This is a genomic window from Actinomadura miaoliensis, from assembly GCF_039536785.1.
Lineage (GTDB): Bacteria > Actinomycetota > Actinomycetes > Streptosporangiales > Streptosporangiaceae > Spirillospora > Spirillospora miaoliensis.
The window spans coordinates 159,547-174,674 of sequence record NZ_BAAAZG010000001.1 but is presented as its reverse complement, the minus strand read 5'-3'; the positions used below and the strand labels follow the sequence as shown (position 1 = coordinate 174,674).

General features: G+C 69.8%; 18 protein-coding genes. 10 read left to right on the top strand and 8 right to left on the bottom strand.

Translation table 11 applies throughout. The annotated features are described in order from the left end of the window. Positions 1-60 precede the first annotated feature (60 nt). Together ABD811_RS00845 and ABD811_RS00840 are read left to right on the top strand one after the other, a co-directional pair. On the top strand, positions 61-420 hold the full coding sequence (locus ABD811_RS00845) for a hypothetical protein (protein WP_344941039.1): 360 nt from the start codon (positions 61-63) through the stop codon (positions 418-420). Continuing rightward, positions 351-557: an imine reductase family protein gene (locus tag ABD811_RS00840; RefSeq protein ID WP_344941036.1), complete on the top strand. Its 207-nt coding sequence runs from the start codon at positions 351-353 to the stop codon at positions 555-557. Before ABD811_RS00845 ends, ABD811_RS00840 begins: the two co-directional genes overlap by 70 nt. A gap of 304 nt (positions 558-861) precedes the next feature. Here ABD811_RS00840 and ABD811_RS00835 read toward each other — a convergent pair whose 3' ends face one another. Continuing rightward, entirely contained in the window at positions 862-2,169 is a 1,308-nt protein-coding gene (locus tag ABD811_RS00835) for a cation:proton antiporter (protein WP_344939348.1), read from the bottom strand. Between the two features lie 122 nt (positions 2,170-2,291). After that, complete coding sequence (locus ABD811_RS43810; protein ID WP_425549343.1) at positions 2,292-2,567, bottom strand: DUF3040 domain-containing protein; 276 nt, start codon at positions 2,565-2,567, stop codon at positions 2,292-2,294. Between the two features lie 278 nt (positions 2,568-2,845). Here ABD811_RS43810 and ABD811_RS00830 point away from each other — a divergent pair, with 278 nt between their 5' ends. The 6 genes from ABD811_RS00830 (at position 2,846) to ABD811_RS00805 (ending at position 8,198) form a co-directional block, all read left to right on the top strand. Continuing rightward, on the top strand, positions 2,846-3,796 hold the full coding sequence (locus tag ABD811_RS00830; protein ID WP_344941034.1) for a HAMP domain-containing sensor histidine kinase: 951 nt from the start codon (positions 2,846-2,848) through the stop codon (positions 3,794-3,796). Positions 3,797-3,798: 2 nt separating this feature from the next. Beyond that, complete coding sequence (locus ABD811_RS00825) at positions 3,799-4,458, top strand: response regulator (RefSeq protein WP_344939346.1); 660 nt, start codon at positions 3,799-3,801, stop codon at positions 4,456-4,458. 1,091 nt (positions 4,459-5,549) lie between these two features. After that, on the top strand, positions 5,550-6,086 hold the full coding sequence (locus ABD811_RS00820; RefSeq protein ID WP_344939344.1) for a hypothetical protein: 537 nt from the start codon (positions 5,550-5,552) through the stop codon (positions 6,084-6,086). A gap of 85 nt (positions 6,087-6,171) precedes the next feature. Next, the gene (locus ABD811_RS00815) at positions 6,172-6,462 is read left to right on the top strand and encodes an MFS transporter (protein ID WP_344939342.1); all 291 of its coding nucleotides are present in this window, start codon (positions 6,172-6,174) and stop codon (positions 6,460-6,462) included. Positions 6,463-6,539: 77 nt separating this feature from the next. Next, complete coding sequence (locus tag ABD811_RS00810) at positions 6,540-6,749, top strand: hypothetical protein (protein WP_344939340.1); 210 nt, start codon at positions 6,540-6,542, stop codon at positions 6,747-6,749. A 558-nt stretch (positions 6,750-7,307) separates the two neighbouring features. Further along, the gene (locus ABD811_RS00805) at positions 7,308-8,198 is read left to right on the top strand and encodes a phosphotransferase enzyme family protein (RefSeq protein ID WP_344939338.1); all 891 of its coding nucleotides are present in this window, start codon (positions 7,308-7,310) and stop codon (positions 8,196-8,198) included. 246 nt (positions 8,199-8,444) lie between these two features. Here ABD811_RS00805 and ABD811_RS00800 read toward each other — a convergent pair whose 3' ends face one another. Then, positions 8,445-8,597 (bottom strand): hypothetical protein, encoded by a 153-nt coding sequence (locus ABD811_RS00800; protein WP_344939336.1) that lies wholly within the window; start codon positions 8,595-8,597, stop codon positions 8,445-8,447. A gap of 5 nt (positions 8,598-8,602) precedes the next feature. After that, entirely contained in the window at positions 8,603-8,779 is a 177-nt protein-coding gene (locus ABD811_RS00795; protein ID WP_344939334.1) for a hypothetical protein, read from the bottom strand. A 423-nt stretch (positions 8,780-9,202) separates the two neighbouring features. Between ABD811_RS00795 and ABD811_RS00790 the strand changes: the two genes are divergently transcribed. Both ABD811_RS00790 and ABD811_RS00785 read left to right on the top strand, forming a co-directional pair. Beyond that, complete coding sequence (locus ABD811_RS00790; protein WP_344939332.1) at positions 9,203-9,772, top strand: suppressor of fused domain protein; 570 nt, start codon at positions 9,203-9,205, stop codon at positions 9,770-9,772. Between the two features lie 734 nt (positions 9,773-10,506). Next, positions 10,507-11,142: a TetR/AcrR family transcriptional regulator gene (locus tag ABD811_RS00785; protein ID WP_344941031.1), complete on the top strand. Its 636-nt coding sequence runs from the start codon at positions 10,507-10,509 to the stop codon at positions 11,140-11,142. A 106-nt stretch (positions 11,143-11,248) separates the two neighbouring features. Here ABD811_RS00785 and ABD811_RS00780 read toward each other — a convergent pair whose 3' ends face one another. From ABD811_RS00780 to ABD811_RS00765, 4 genes are read right to left on the bottom strand one after another with little or no spacing between them, the layout of a single operon-like run. Continuing rightward, complete coding sequence (locus ABD811_RS00780) at positions 11,249-12,175, bottom strand: ABC transporter permease (RefSeq protein ID WP_344939330.1); 927 nt, start codon at positions 12,173-12,175, stop codon at positions 11,249-11,251. Continuing rightward, entirely contained in the window at positions 12,172-13,344 is a 1,173-nt protein-coding gene (locus ABD811_RS00775) for an ABC transporter substrate-binding protein (protein WP_344939328.1), read from the bottom strand. Before ABD811_RS00775 ends, ABD811_RS00780 begins: the two co-directional genes overlap by 4 nt. Beyond that, a complete protein-coding gene (locus ABD811_RS00770) occupies positions 13,341-14,081 on the bottom strand; it encodes an ABC transporter ATP-binding protein (protein ID WP_344939326.1) in 741 nt (246 codons plus the stop codon). Before ABD811_RS00770 ends, ABD811_RS00775 begins: the two co-directional genes overlap by 4 nt. Then, the gene (locus ABD811_RS00765; RefSeq protein ID WP_344939323.1) at positions 14,063-15,124 is read right to left on the bottom strand and encodes an acyl-CoA dehydrogenase family protein; all 1,062 of its coding nucleotides are present in this window, start codon (positions 15,122-15,124) and stop codon (positions 14,063-14,065) included. Before ABD811_RS00765 ends, ABD811_RS00770 begins: the two co-directional genes overlap by 19 nt. Between the last annotated feature and the right edge of the window lie 4 nt (positions 15,125-15,128).

The window sequence follows — 15,128 nt, the reverse complement described above, 5'->3', positions numbered from 1 at the left end:
GGCCACGACCGGCAACCCCATCACCGGGCGAGCCGGGTCACCGTGCTGGATCTCGGTGCCATGGGCTCGCTGATCGCCAGGACGTTCGTCGAACGCGGATATCGCACGACGGTCTGCAACCGGACCGCGAGCAGGAGCGCGCCGCTGGGCGCCGCCGGTGCCACGGCGGCCGCGATGGCGGCCAGCCCGCGTCTGCCTACTCGACGGCACGGCGGTGGACGAGGTACTGGGGTCCGTCGATGCCGCGGTCGCGGGCAGGGTGCTGGTGAACCCCACCAGCGGCTCACCCGCCCGGGCCGCGCCGAGCGCGTCGCCGGCTCGCTGGCCGCTCATCCGCCGTTGCTACCGCGATCGCCAAAACGGTTGCGAGCGGGAAATACCCACCGGATCTCGGTCCGCTCCGCGTCCAGGTCTCGCTGATGAACGACAGGGAGTCCGTCGGCGTGGAAGCCGTGCGGATGTGCCAGGTCAAGGCACTGATGGATCGCCAGATCGCCGACGGCCACGGCGAACGAGAATTCTCGAGCCTGTTCGAGCTGCCGGCCAAGAAAGGCTGAACCGCGTCATGAGCCACCCAGACGAAACAACCCTCCTCTTCCGCAACACCATGCGAATCACCAACGGCACCTGGAGGATTTCCGCGACGCCATTGCCCGAGCCGTGGAGTTGGGACTGGTGTAGCAATGGAACGGAAAGTCACGCGAAGGAGCGTGCGGGCCGGGCTTAGCGTGCTCGGCGGTCAGGACGTCGGCAGAGGTCTTGACGCTCTGGGCGTCGATCACCCCGGCCGAGGGGGCGGGGTTGCGGCCTTCCAGGATGCGCACGAGGCGGTGCAGCAGTCCTGACAGTTCCGGGCTGGCGCTATCGCTCCGCTTCCGCGGACAGGGCGGATGAGGCCGAGGGCGTGATGTCGCCGGTGGCGGTGGTTTCGGGCGGGGAAGATGCCAGGTCGGCGTGGGTGCCGGCGGCCGTGGTGTGGCGGGCTCGGCCGCCGGGCAGCAGGGACTGTGCGGCCTTCAGGGCGCGGGCGAGCAGGTGTGCGCGCCCGGCGACGATGGGGCTGAGGACGGCGAGGACGAGGACGTAGCTGGCGATGAACGGGGCGAGGCGGCCGTCGAGTCCCGCGCTGGCGGCCATGGCGGCGAGGATCAGCGCGAACTCGCCACGTCCCAGGAGCGTGGTGGCGATGTTCGCGGCGGGCTGTGGGCCGTAGCGGTACAGGCGTGCTGCGAACAGTCCCGCGGCCACGTTCATGACGATGGTCAGTGTGACGGCGGCGGCGACCGGCGCGGCGACGGAGGCGATGTCCGCCGGGTTGATGGCCAGGCCGAAGGCGAAGAAGAAGATCGCGGCGAAGGCGTCGCGCAGCGGATGCACGAGTTCGCGGATCCGCGGCCCGGAGGGGGTACCGGCGAGGATCAGGCCGACCATGAAGGCGCCGATGGCGTCGACCACCCCGAGGACCTCGGAGACACCGGCGATGAGGATCGCGGCGCCGAGGAAGCTGATGACCAACAGTTCGTTGTCGCGCACCGCGACCAGACGTCCGATCAGGCGGGTGCCGTAGCGGGCGGCGATGGCCAGCACCATCAGGAATCCGAACGCCTTGGCCGCCTGGAGGATCGTTTCCGTGATGCCCTGGGCGCCGCTGATGACGGGCTGAAGCGCGGCGAGGTACAGGGCGAGGAAGATGTCCTCCACGACGGTGACGCCCAAGATCAAGCGGGTCTCGGGGCGACCGATGCGGCCGAGGTCGATGAGGACCTTGGTGACGATCGCGGAGGAGGAGATGCCCAGGACGCCGGCGAGCACCAGGGCTTCCCGTACCCCCCACCCCAGGGCGAACCCGAATCCCAGGCCCGCGCCGACGTTCAGCAGCAGGTAGATGCCGCCGGCGGTCAGCAGGCGCCTGCCGCCGCTCCTCAGATCGTCGAGCTGGAACTCCAGCCCCAGGTAGAACAGCAGGAGCACCAGTCCGAGTGCGGAGAGCATCTCGAAGTCGTGCGCGTCCTCCACCAGGACCAGGCCCGGAGTATGCGGGCCGAGCATGATGCCGGCGAGCATGAACAGCGGGATGGTCGGCAGGCCGATCCGCCTGCCGAGGCGGGCGAAGACGGCGGCGGCCAGGAAGGCGCCGCCCATGGCGAGCAAGGTGTCAGCATGTCCCACGGGTCACCACCTTCCGCAGTGTGGTGGGCACAGGCTGTCGCAACTGACGGGAGTGGAACATCCTCCTCTGTTCCGGGCGTGTCAGGCCCGAGTGATCATGGCCGGAGTGGGATGCACCGGGCTTATAAGTGAAGGCCGGAGCGATCCGGGGCGTGTGGTGCCGAGAGCAGATACGTCGCCACCCCTGCGGTGACCAGGCCCGATGCCAGGAGCATCCCGTGAGGCAGCACCATGCCCACGGCCAGCGTCGCCAACGAGAGAGCCAGCAGAGCCCAGGCCCAGCCGCGCCGTCGCGGCCGGCGCGGGTTTCCTGTGTCCCGACCGCGGGCGAAACGGGGGTCGCTTCGCTGCATCTGCGCTTCGCGATCGTGCAGTGGATTCCTACCGGGCTGCGCCATGACTCCTCCTTCCGAGGGCCCGGCAAAGCGGGTCCATCCACCGTCACACGCCGCCTTGCGGGATCACCATCGGGCCCAGCACCCATTTCCGCAGGTCTCCACCCCCACAACCGGCCGTCGCATGGACGTCTGCACCGATGGACATCAGCGCACCGCACCGCTCAGGCTGGTCATGAAGGCTGAACGGCCCTTTCGACGGCAGCGAGGACACATACGCCGGTGCGCGAGCAGGGCCGGTCGCAGCCACCGGCCGAGCGACGGGAGGAGAGTCGGTGACGATGCCCCTGTTCTGGCGGATCTTCCTCCTCAACGCGGTGGTCCTGCTGGCCGCCACCACCCTGCTGCTGCTCGGACCCGTCACCGTCTCCACCCCGGTGCTGCTGACCGAGGCGGTCATCCTGGTTTCGGGACTGGCCGTGATGTTGATCGCCAACGCGTTCCTGCTGCGCTTCGGGCTGGGCCCGCTGGGACGGCTGGCCCGCAGCATGGCCACCGTCGACCTGCTGCGCCCTGGTCCCAGGCCGGTCGCCCCCGGGCACGGCGAGATCGCGGAACTGGTCACGGCCTTCAACGCCATGATCGGCCGTCTGGAAGCCGAGCGAGCCGCCAGCAGCGGCCGCGCCCTGTCAGCGCAGGAAGCCGAGCGGCATCGCATCGCCCAAGAACTCCATGACGAGATCGGCCAGAGTCTCACCGCCGTCCTGCTCGACCTCAAACGCGTCGCCGACCAGGCCCCCGCACCCGTACGCGAGCAACTGCACGACGTCCAGGAAACAACCCGCGCCAGCCTGGACGAAATCCGCCGCATCGCCCGTCGCCTGCGCCCCGGCGTCCTGGAAGAACTCGGCCTGACCAGCTCCCTCAAAGCCCTCACCAGCGAGTTCACCGGCCCGTCGATGTCCGTACGCCACCACATCGACGCCCATCTGCCGCCCCTGGACCACGACACCGAACTCGTCGTCTACCGCGTCGCCCAGGAGAGCCTGACCAACGCCGCCCGCCACTCCGGCGCCCGCGCCGTTGACGTCACCCTCAAGCTCACTCCCGCCGGTGTGGAGCTGAGCGTCCGTGACGATGGCCACGGCATTCACGGCGCTCCTGAAGGCGCCGGCATCAGCGGTATGCGCGAACGCGCCTTGCTCATCGGCGCCGACCTCACCGTCGGCCCCGGGATCGGCAGCGGCACCGAGGTGCGTCTGGTCGTCCCCACCCACCACGGGAGCCACTGACCATGCCCGAGGCGAACGAAACCCGCATCCTGCTCGCCGACGACCACCAGCTGGTCCGCCGCGGAGTGCGCCTCATCCTCGATGCCGAGCCTGACCTGACCGTGGTCGCCGAAGCCGGCCACGGTGCCGAGGCCCTCGAAGCCGCCCGCACCCGCCACCCGGACCTGGCCATCCTCGACATCGCCATGCCCCGCATGACCGGCCTTCAGGCCGCCCGCGAGCTCTCCCGCACCCAGCCCGACGTCCGCCTCCTCATGCTGACGATGTACGACAACGAGCAGTACTTCTTCGAAGCCCTATCGGCCGGTGCCTCCGGCTACGTCCTGAAATCCGTCGCCGACCGCGACCTCGTCGAAGCCTGCCGCGTCACCATGCGAGGCGAACCCTTCCTCTACCCAGGCGCCGTCAACGCTCTGATCCGCAACTACACCGGCCGAGCCGGGCACGGTGAGCCCCTGCCCGAGCGGGCCATCACCGGCCGCGAGGAGGAGATCCTCAAACTCGTCGCTGAAGGCCACACCTCCCAGCAGATCGCCGACATGCTCGTCATCAGCGTCAAAACCGTCGAACGCCACCGCGCCAACCTGCTGCAAAAACTCGGCCTCAAAGACCGCCTCGAACTCACCCGCTACGCCATCCGCGCAGGGCTTATCGAGCCCTAGCCCGGCCCTTATCGCGGCCGTCCGCCTCACACGAGCAGGAAGCGGCCTCTCACAAATGGTCCTCTGCGCGAGCAAGATCAATCACCGGCCGCCAGGCCCCTGCCGATCCCGAATTCGTTCTCAGAACCCGTTCTCACTCGAAAGCAGATCCGACTCCCCTTCTGAGACTTGCGTCGCGCAAAAATCCGGGCCCATGACGGCCCCTCAGCAGCCTTCCGCAACCGGCCGGTCGGACGCTGACGACGTCGAACAGCACGCCTGTCCGAAGCGTGACGCGCAGCCCGGCTCGCCGTGCCGCTCGCGCGGCGGCGCGGTCGCCTCCGCGCACCACACCCGCCGCTTCACCCAGGTGCCCCGGCTGAAGAAGGCGCCGAGGGGGCCGGCCCGGGCTGCCGGCGTCGCTCGACCCAGACCTGCCGAGCGCGGACATCCGCTATTTCATGGGGATGCCTTGTATCCCAGGTGCAATGAGATTCCCATTGCTCTCCATAATGCCGTGCCAGCGTTTGAGAAAGCGTCGGAGGCCGTCGTGTCGAAGGTTGATGAGTTCTTTCATGCTCGAATCGTACGAGACTGAGCGATCACTCGCGAGCCACTGCTCGCGGAGGGTGCTAACAGAATCAGCGGACAAGGCGTCGCCAGCAGATGATGACGGCGGCCAGGGTCATGAATACTCCGTGGATGTCGTTGCGGATCTCCGACGGATGCGCAAGCGGCGAATCTCAATGGTCGTGTCAAGCCGTTGGCGTCGCCGGTGAGAGGAGGGTGAGTGGCCTGTTGTCACGCAACATCGCCCACAGCGCCCAGTCACGCCAAGGCCAGCCCGTACGCACTCCTTAGTGTGACTTTCCGTTCCGTTGCTACATCGTTCCTGGGCCCTGTGCGACTCGGAGTCATCGAGGGCGGCAGTCAGCACCGACCGTGCTCGCGGGCATTCGGGGGAACGGTGGTCGGCCCCGGCGGTGTCGCCCTCGCCCCGGTCTGGACGCGCCGTTCCCCCCTGTGTGATCAAATGAATCGCTCGGCCACGCTGAGTCTCGCCACCGCGGAGGATGCGTGTCCGTGCAACTGCTTCACAAGGAGGATAATTTTTGTTTTCCACGACCATCGATGTAGTCGCCATCGGTCACACTGGCGGCGAGCCCCATGCGCTGCGGGGCCTGTTGGCCGAGTACGGCGCCGACGTACGCCTGCTGCCCATCGGGGCTCCCCAGCATCTCGCTGATGTGCTCGGCGGGCGTCAGAGCCGTGCTGAGCACCTTGTCCTGTGCTGCCATGGTGATGAGCGCGGCATCCTCCTCGACGAGCTCGCCCCGGAGATCGCACGCTCGCAGCCTTTCAACGACGTGCTGACCCCGGAGAACGCGGCTGAGGTCACTCGCCTTTCCGGCACCTTGGTGGTGAGCACGGGATGCATGACCGGCACCGAGGCCTTCGCCGAGGCGTTCTTGAGGGGTGGCTGCTCGGCATACATCGCCCCCGAGGACTATCTGGAGGGGACAGCCGCGATCGCCTTCGTGAGCGCCTTCTACTACCACTTCCTGCAGTTGAAGACCCCGCTGCCTGACGCGGTCCGTCTGGCCGCGAATCTGGGAGGCGACACCACGTTGTTCCGGCTGTGGAACTGACCTCCTACGTCACTGCATTGGGAGGCGTCCTGTCACCGGGCCGGTCACCATTCCCTCGATCATCGCCCCGGGTGTCGTGCTGCTGATGGTGTTCGCCCTGTGGCAGCACCGGCGGCGCGACGAGCCGCTGATGCCGCTGGCCCTGTTCGGCGCGCGCAACTTCGCGGTCGGTAACGGGGTCGGGTTCGTCTGCCAGTTCAGCATGATCGGCATCATGTTGGTGCTGGTGCTGTTCCTGCAGATGGCCCACGGGTACTCGGCGCTGGAGACCGACCTGGTGGTGCTGCCGAACGCCGTGCTCACCGCGGCCGGCTCGGCCTACGCCGGACGGCTGTCGGACAAGTTCGGCGGCAAGTACATCCTGAGGCCGGGATGACCCTGCTGGCCGTAGGCCTCCTGGTGCTGGTCGCCGTGACCGGCCCCACCAGCAGCGCGTGAAACCTGCTGCCCGGTTTGACCATCATCGGGATCGCCGGCGGCGCCACGTTCGCACCACTGCAGCAGGCCACCATGGACGGCGTCGATCCGCGACTGGCGGGGACGGCCTCCGGCGTCTCCAGCACCATCCGGCTGGTCGGCGGCGTCCTCGGTACCGCCATGCTGGGCGCGCTGCTGCCGGCCCGTCGACGTTGCAACGCGCCAAGACCGCCGCGCTCGAGATGATCGAGCGCTCCGTCGTCGTTACGCCTCGATCGCGGGCCCGATCACGCAGGCGTCCTTGACATGACCCTCGGGCCTGGAGACGTAGTACTACAGCCGTACCGTGTTATCACGGTCGGCGGTTTCGGGGCGGTCAACGTCCGTCAGGCGGCTGGCCTGGCGTCTACTCGGCGGGGTTGTGTTCCGGGGCCGGCTGGGCGTCCCACTGCCCGGCCTGCCGGACCGGCTGATCGGGCAACGTGACATTCCAACGGTACTCACGCTGGTTGACAAGGCGCGGGATCTCGCGCCGGGCCCGTCCTCCTTCTGGTACGCCGATCTCGCAGGCACACGGGCCAAGACGCTCACCCTTCTCGGCCGCCGCCGAATGTGCCGGGGGCCGCCTGCAGCAGACTTTTCCAACGCGGTGGCCACCAGTTTCGCCGGGTAGGCGACCAGCGGGGCCTCCGCCCGGCCCGCTTCGGAGTCAGCAGCTACCAGCACCATCAGCTGATGAGCCGGCCGCTGCACCTGCAGCCAGGCGATCAACGTCCAGCCGGCGGACGTTCGTAGAGTGGGCACATGATCTACGCGGTGATCCCATTGACCGCATCCGTCCGGCGAGCTGTCAAGGAGAAGTGGGGTGTCGACGGCCATGGGGAGGCGCTGCGGCTGCATGGTGGTGAAGAGTCGGTCGCGTATCGACTCGGGGACCATGTCGTACGCATCGGTCCTGAGTGGCGCGGCACCGAGGAAGCGGAATGGTGTCACGCGGTCGGTCGGCACGCCGCCGCCCGGATACCCGAGGCCGTCGCACCGCTGACCACGTTCGACGGCGCTACCGTTACGCGGGTTGAAGGACGGCCGGTATCGCTGTGGCCCTATGTCCAAGGGCGCTGGCCGCGGGAGTCGGAGCATGCGCTCCAGGCGGCCCGTCTTCTGGCCCGCCTCCACAACGCCCTGTCCACGGCCCGCCCGGGACCTCGCCCCGTTCGGTCCTTCGCGGAGTACGGGCTTTTCGGAGCCGAGGACGGTCCCGGGGGGCACGGCGGCCTCGACGACCCCGATCTGGATCTCTGGCTCGCCGAGTTCCACCGTACGCATTCGAGCCGTCACCCCTTGCACGGCGATTACTACGCGGGCAACACCCTGGTCCATGGCGACGTGCTCACCGCCGTCCTGGACTGGGACGAGTCCTTCGTAGGCGCTCCGGAGTACGAACTGGCCGCGGCCGCGACCGAATGGGGAGAGGACCAGCTTCACCTTGCACGGCGGTTCGTCGATGCCTACTTGGACGAGGGCGGAACGGCCGGAGACCTCGACGACGAGGCGCTGGCCCAGTTGATCAGGCACAAGATGCGCAGAGAGGCCGCCTACTTCGAGCAGTCCGTCGCCCGCGGTGTCTTGCACGACCAGGAGGACCTCGACTACCACCACAGGCGGATCGAGATCTTCCACCGGCTCCGACCCTGATCCCCGGGCCGTTCAGCGACGACAGACGCAAGGCAGCAGGGCCGAAGAGTGCGTGAAATGACCCCTGAACGAGGGCGGCCGGTCGGGCCGCCCCGGGCGACGCAATACGACAACGCGATCCAGCCGGCGTAGGTCTTCTCGGTGTTGAACCCCCGGCCGCTGCGCGTAACCCCGCCAGATGCGCCGACGCGTCGACATGCGGCCCGAAGTCCTCATCGACCACTTCCCACAACACCGCGCTGATCGTCACAGCTCAGGGTCGTTGTCGGCGGCGGGGTCGCGCAGGTCCCGCAACCGGCTGGGCACTTCCGGGCGGTTGAACGGGTACGTCCCGTGGAAGTTGATGTGTTCCCACCGCGGTGGCGACAAGGCAGCCCCGAGCTCCGGGCCGATCTTCATGCTGATCAATAGGTGCAGGTCAGGAAGGTGCCACAGGTGCTATCCGCCATCGGTTGGCCGACCTGCAACGGCGCCACAGCGGAGGAGTGGAAGGCGACCGGCTGCGGCGGTTCAGGGCGATCACCGAGGCCGAGATCGAGGGCGGGACCGCTGCTGCGCTCCTCCATCCGCAGGTCATGCATAGGCGCGTTGTATTTCCGCGATCGCTACCGGAGTTCCCGGACCGTCCTTGCGCGGTCCAGCCTGGCAAAGCGGCTCTGGTGCGGCCTGTCGGCAGACCTGCGCTGAGGCACTGGCGAAGGGCTCATCACTCGCTGGCGGCCGCGCCGTTGCCGCGGCGCTCCGCCGCGCCGGCATCGGGCCCGACATCGCCGGTTGCGACCTCACGGCTGCGCGGGCTGCGGCACCCGGACGCGGACGTGCGCTCAGACCAGCCCGGCCGCGGCGACGGTCAGCGCGGGGAGCGCCCACCAAGGGGTCAGCAGGCACTCCACCGCCAGCGCGATCAACGACACCACGACGAGGCACTTCTCTGGTCCGGGCGCGGGCCCTGCGAACGCCACTACCATGATCGGCTTCGAATCGACGCCCCGAAGGGAACGGCAGTGACGGACACCGGCGCGCACGACCGCTACCTCGATCACCTCAAGCGGCACCTCGGCGAACTCGTGGAGACCTGGCCGGCCGGTTCCGATGGCGAGGATCGGGGCTTCGACCTGCACGAGTTCCACCTCGCCGACCCGGGCTTCACCACCGTGATCACGGACGGGCTGCGGACCGCGCCGATCAAGGCGCTCGCGCCGCTGGAACTGGCCTGCACACTGCGGGGGGACCAGCGCCACATCGCCCGGTACCTCGTCGGCTCCATGGCGCGGATGATGCTGCGCAACCCGGACACCTTCGTCCAGTACGGCTTCGTCTTCGAGAACTCCGAGCCCTTCGTCGAGGGAACCGGGATGCAGGCCGTGCTCGGCGCCCCGAGCATGTTCTTCCGCAACGGCTTCGACCTCATCGAGAAGGACTCCGGCGGCCTGGAACTGCAGATCATCACCCTGCTGCCGATCAGCGCCGGGGAGGCCGCCCATGTGGGGAACGCCGACGAGGACGCGCTGTTCGAGCTGTTCTGGGAGCACAAGGCCCCCGTATGGGACGTCACAAGGGCCTCGGTGATCTGAACCGGCCACAGCCGCTCGGGAGAGCGAACGAGCGGCGTGTCCGGGACGACGAAAGGCGAGGTGAGACGCGCGGTGGGCGGTGCTGGGGAGTCGGTGCGGGACGTGCTGGCGGCCAACCTCCGGCGCGCCCGGGTCGGGTGGGGGCTGTCGCTGTCGGAGTTGTCCCGCCGATCGAAGATCGGCAAGGCCGCGTTGTCGCAGTTGGAGGCGGGCGCGGGCGACCCGACCATAGCCTGTCGCGGGCGCTGGAGGTGCCCATCTCCGACCTGCTGGACCAGCAGCTGCCCTCCGGCTGGTGCGCGGCGCCGAGGTGGAGCTGCTGCGCGGGGCGGCCGTCGACCTGCGTCCGCTGCACGGCATCGAGGCCGCGAACTGGTTCGCGCCGGGCTGCCGGTGACCGTCCTGGAGTGCGGCGGCCCCGCCGCCGCCACCCTGGCACGGCGAGGGCAAGGTGCTCGTGCGGGCTGGGACTTCATGACACCGCCTTCGATCCGTCGATGCTGGCCTACTTCTGGCGACGCCTGGCCGCTCCGCAGGCCCGACCGCGTGTTCGGACGGTGCGTGAGGTCGTCAAGGCCACCGCAGCAGCGGTGCACACGCCTGCAACTCGACGATGACCTGGTTCAGCCACTGCGTCGTCCACCTGGCGGGACGTGATGCGGCGACACAGTGAGAGAGATAGGGCTGGTCGGAACTGGTGAAGCCTTGCTGCCTGCGGATTCGAACCGCAGAAGCTGGAGCCGTCACTGTCGACAACTGGCCTCAGTCGCCGCCGTCTGGCTGCTCAAGCGGCCGCCGCCAGGGTGATGGCCCGCGACGGGATCGCGGCTACCTCGACGAGGGCCATCGCCGCCGAGGCCGGCATGCCGCGCGGCTCATTCCACTACTGCTTCCGGTCCAAGGACGAACTCCTCGACGAGCTGGCCGCGACCATCGTCAGCGACATGGTCCAAGCCGCCCGCGCCGTGTGGTCCCCGGACGCGCCCCTCGACCGCAACCTCAGGTTGGGCCTCAGGGCCGTCTGGGAGGCCGGCAGCGAGCGCCCCGACGAGCACCTCGTGGCCTACGAGCTGACCACGTACGCGCTGCATGACCCCGCCAGAGCACAACTCGCGCGACGGCAGTACGAGAGCTACTACAAGCAGGGGGCCGACTATCTGGCCTTCGTCGCCGAACAGGCAGGGATCAAATGGTCACTGCCCATGCCGACACTGGCCCGCCTGCTGGTGACGGTGATCGACGGACTGTTCTTGAACTGGCTCCCAGACCGGAACACCGAGGAAACGATGGACGTCCTGGACGCGTTCGCCGACCAGCTCGCCGCCTTGGCCGTCCCCTCGGCGAAGCCCCCGCCAACGGAACGGCAATGAGTACGCCGGAGTCGGTGAGGCGCTGGCCGACTGCAGGCGGCACTGGACACCGGCCCGTCGCTCACCGCCGAGCAGCGCGCCGAAGCCGCGGTCGACGTCTACGAGGTCAAGTAGCTGACGACGAAGGTCGCCCTGTCGGCGGCGTCGCGTATCGCCCGGCGGTCTCGGGGCTGCGGGATTCCGATCGTCCGGCGGGTTCCGATCGTCCGGCGGGTTCCGATCGCCCGGCGCGGGCGGACTTCCGGGCGGCGGGGCGGTTCTCGGACGGTGACCGCGTGCCGCTCGACAGCAGGGTCCGGAAACAGGAGTCCATCAGGTAGCCGAGAAGGCCGATCCAGAGGATGACGGCCATGAGCCGGTCGAAGGCGAGCTGGTCGCGGGCGTTGAGGATCGCATAGCCCAGCCCGGAGTCGACGCCGAGCATCTCTGCCGGGACGATGACGATCCACGCGGTTCCCAGAGCCAGGCGCAGTCCCGTCAGCAGCGGCATCCGCACCCCGGGCAGGACGATCGTGCGGAGCCGTTCGGCCGGCGTGGCCCCCAGCGAGCGGGCCACCAGCAGGAAACCGGGGTCGATCGCCTGCACCCCGGCGGCGGTGTTCAGCATGATCGGCCACACGGCGGCGACGGCGACGAGGAAGTACACCGGGCGGTGGCCGATCCCGAACAGCGCGATCGCGACCGGCGCCCACGACAGGGGCGAGATCATCCGCAGGAAGTGGAACAGCGGCCGGGTGGCCCGCTCGACGGCGGGGACCAGCCCGATCAACAGCCCCAGCGGTACTCCGCACGCGGCCGCGATCGCCAGGCCGAGGAACAGCCGCCACAGGCTGGCGGCGGTGTCAGGGAACAGCTGACCGTGCACGGCCGCCTCGTACAGCGCGGGCACGGCCCGCTGCGGGGCGAACCCCGACAGGACGACGTGGCCGGAGGCCAGGACAGAGGTCAGCAGCCACCACAGCGCGACCAGCACCAGGATCGGAACCAGCACCGGGAGCGCCCGGCGCGGGGGCCGCTCGGTTCCGGTGGTCATGAGACGTTCACCTCTTCGACGCGGGTGAGTGACGCGGGCAGCCCGAACGCCGAGGGGGACCCGGACGTCTCGATGGCCCGCCGTACGAAGGAGTCGTCGACCAGGTCCCCGTGCACCCGGGCCGGGTCCAGCCCGTCGAGGAAGCGCGTGTCGACGTCGACCAGGGTCCCGCCCATCGCCTCGACCAGCGTCGAGGTGTAGCTGGGGAAGGGGAAGGGGGAGAAGCCGATGCGCTGCCCCTCCCAGTCGCGGCGGCGGATCGCGCCGGTGCGCTCGTAGTCCTCCCTCCGGTAGCCGAGGGCCTTGGCGATGGCCGGCCGGGGTTGCGGCAGGTAGCCGCCGGCGAGGGCGGCCGCCGCGGCGGGCCGGTTCGCGGAGATGTCGAGCTGGGCGGCGGCGAGCGCGTTGGTGAAGCGCTGGACCCGGTCGGGACCGGCGTCGATCGTCGCCTGGTTCACCACGACCACGCAGCACGCGTGGTCGCGCCACAGGTCGCCCAGGAAGCGGTGGATCCTGCCGACACCGCGCACCTCGGCCATGGCGTTGAACGGGTCGGCCACCACGTATCCGCTGATGACGCCGTTCGACATGGCGGGAAGCATGTCGCTGGGGCTCATCACCACCAGCCGTACCTCGCCCTTGCTCCGCGTCGGGCTCCGGCGCAGCACCGGCCGCAGCCCGCCGGCACGGAACAGCCGCTGCGCGAGGATGTTGTGGATCGACCACCAGTAGGGGATGGCGAACGTCCGCCCGGCGAGGCCGCCGAGGTCGGCGATGTCGTTCGCCAGGGTGATGGACGATCCGTTGGTGTGGTTCCAGGCGAGCATCCGGACCGGGGCGCCCAGGCCGTAACGCAGCTGCACCGCGAAGGGGGCGAGCAGGTGGACGACGTCCACCTTCCGCGCCACGAACGCCTGGGCGAGCTCCGCCCAGCTGCGGAAGCGCACCGGCTGCGCCACCCGGACCCCGAACCGGTCGTAGAGCCCGCGGCGATGGGCGACGAGCAAGGGGGAGGCGTCGGTGATCGGCAGATAGCCGATGCGCAGCGCCCCGCCCGCCGTGCCCGCGCCGGCCGGGCGCCCGGCGCCAACGGCGGCTCCCAGCCCGGCGGCCAGGCCCAGCCCCAGCCCGCCGCCGAGCAGCGCGCGGCGGTCCACGGCGCCGCTCATGTTCCGGCCCTGGCGGGCAGGACGCTCTCGTACCGGCCGAGGATCCGCGCGCGCAACTCCTCCGCCCGGACGGAGTCCCGGTCTCCGGGTGCGCCGTTCCACTCGTGGCCGACGGCGCCGGTGCCGTCCAGCAGCGCGATCCGGTCACCCAGGTAGATCGCCTCGGCGACGTCGTGCGTCACCAGGACGGACGTCAGCCCCATCTCGACGATCAGGGCGCGCAGCCGGTTCTGGAGCGCCTCGCGGGTCAGCGGGTCCAGTGCGCTGAACGGCTCGTCCAGCAGAAGCACGTCGGGACGGATCGCCAGCGCGCGGGCGATGGCGACGCGCTGCGCCTGGCCTCCCGACAGCCGGTCGGAGGGCGAGTCGGCGAACTCCGCCAGGCCCAGCCAGCCGAGGATCTCGGGGACCCGGCCGGGATCGGCGGCCCGGTTGGCCCGGTAACGCAGGCCCAGTTCGACGTTCTCCCGCACGGTCAGCCACGGCAGGAGCAGGGGGCGCTGGAACACCATGCCGATGGACGGGCCGGTGCCGCCGGAGCCCCCGCAGACCAGTTCGCCCTCGTCCAGTTCCTCCAGACCGGCCAGCAGGCGCAGCAGCGTGGACTTGCCGCTGCCGCTCGCGCCCAGGACCGCGAGGGTCTGCCCCTGCTCCACCCGCAGGTTCAGGTCGCTCAGGACGCGGCGTCCGGAGTACGCCTTGTGCCCGGCGCGGATCTCTAGCGTTCCAGATCCCACCGCAGGTGTCCTTCCGTGGGCGACTGGACGGGCAGGAAGACCGCCTCGCGGACCCGCCGCGCGGTGTGACCGGCCGCCAGGAACCCCGCGCCGCCCTTCACCGCGGATTCCAGCCGGGTCGCCGAGACCGCCGTGCCGGCCGCGTCCAGCCGCAGCCGGGTGACCTCGGCCGGTGCCGGCGGCGCCGCGGCATACCGGGCGAGCCGCTCGCGCACCGAGGCCAGGGCGGCTTGGAGGGCGCGCAGGTCGTCGGCGAACACGACGTCGGGTCCGTCGAGGGACTGCCCGGCCTGCGTCAGCGACTCGGCGGCCAGGCCCGAGCAGAAGGCCGTCTGAATGAGCAGGAAGGTGGTGCGCACGCTGGAGCAGAACGAGGGAAGGTCGGTCGACAGGACCGCCTCCTGCGGGACGAAGACGTCCCGCAGCTCGACCGAGGTCGAGGCCGTGCCGTTCAGCGCCAGGAGAGTGGGGAACGGGCGGACCCGCACTCCCTCGTCCCCGACGCGCAACGCCACGATCACGCGCCCGTCGTGCCCGGGGGAGTCCAGGCGTGCGGGCAGGACGATGATCGCGCCGGGGAAGAGGTTGGACGCCCACGGGATCGGCCCGTCGACCCGGTACCCGCCGGAGACCTTGCGCGCCACCGTCCGGATCCGGCCGAGACCGGACAGTTCCTTCATGGCCGGCGCCATCGCGCTCGCCCCGGTCACGCGGCCGGTACGCAGCGCGCCGAGGAACTCCTCGGTCAGCGCGGTGGGCCGCGCCCGGCTCAGGTACTCCACCGCCATCCGCTGGGCCCACAGGGTGAACGCCGAGCTCAGGCAGCCCCTGGCCACGCTCTCCACGGTGCCCAGCAACGGTAGCAGCCGCCCGTCCCCGTGATCGGGCGCGCCGACGTCCAGCAGGTTGCGCTCGCCGAGCCAGCGCAGGCCCGGGCGGACGTCGTCATCGCCCTGGTCGACGGCCGCGGCACGGGAGAGGAATCGCGCCGTGACCTCCTCGTCCTGCCGGGGGAGGAGGTCGGCGGTACTCGTGGTGCTCATCGCC

Coding starts and splice junctions, on each gene's coding strand:
- ABD811_RS00845 (WP_344941039.1), top strand. CDS start 61: ATGGGCTCGCTGATCGCCAGGACGTTCGTCGAACGCGGATATCGCACG.
- ABD811_RS43810 (WP_425549343.1), bottom strand. CDS start 2,567: ATGGCGCAGCCCGGTAGGAATCCACTGCACGATCGCGAAGCGCAGATG.
- ABD811_RS00805 (WP_344939338.1), top strand. CDS start 7,308: ATGATCTACGCGGTGATCCCATTGACCGCATCCGTCCGGCGAGCTGTC.
- ABD811_RS00795 (WP_344939334.1), bottom strand. CDS start 8,779: ATGCATGACCTGCGGATGGAGGAGCGCAGCAGCGGTCCCGCCCTCGAT.
- ABD811_RS00765 (WP_344939323.1), bottom strand. CDS start 15,124: ATGAGCACCACGAGTACCGCCGACCTCCTCCCCCGGCAGGACGAGGAG.
- ABD811_RS00825 (WP_344939346.1), top strand. CDS start 3,799: ATGCCCGAGGCGAACGAAACCCGCATCCTGCTCGCCGACGACCACCAG.
- ABD811_RS00815 (WP_344939342.1), top strand. CDS start 6,172: ATGGTGTTCGCCCTGTGGCAGCACCGGCGGCGCGACGAGCCGCTGATG.
- ABD811_RS00800 (WP_344939336.1), bottom strand. CDS start 8,597: ATGAAGATCGGCCCGGAGCTCGGGGCTGCCTTGTCGCCACCGCGGTGG.
- ABD811_RS00830 (WP_344941034.1), top strand. CDS start 2,846: ATGCCCCTGTTCTGGCGGATCTTCCTCCTCAACGCGGTGGTCCTGCTG.
- ABD811_RS00780 (WP_344939330.1), bottom strand. CDS start 12,175: ATGACCACCGGAACCGAGCGGCCCCCGCGCCGGGCGCTCCCGGTGCTG.
- ABD811_RS00775 (WP_344939328.1), bottom strand. CDS start 13,344: ATGAGCGGCGCCGTGGACCGCCGCGCGCTGCTCGGCGGCGGGCTGGGG.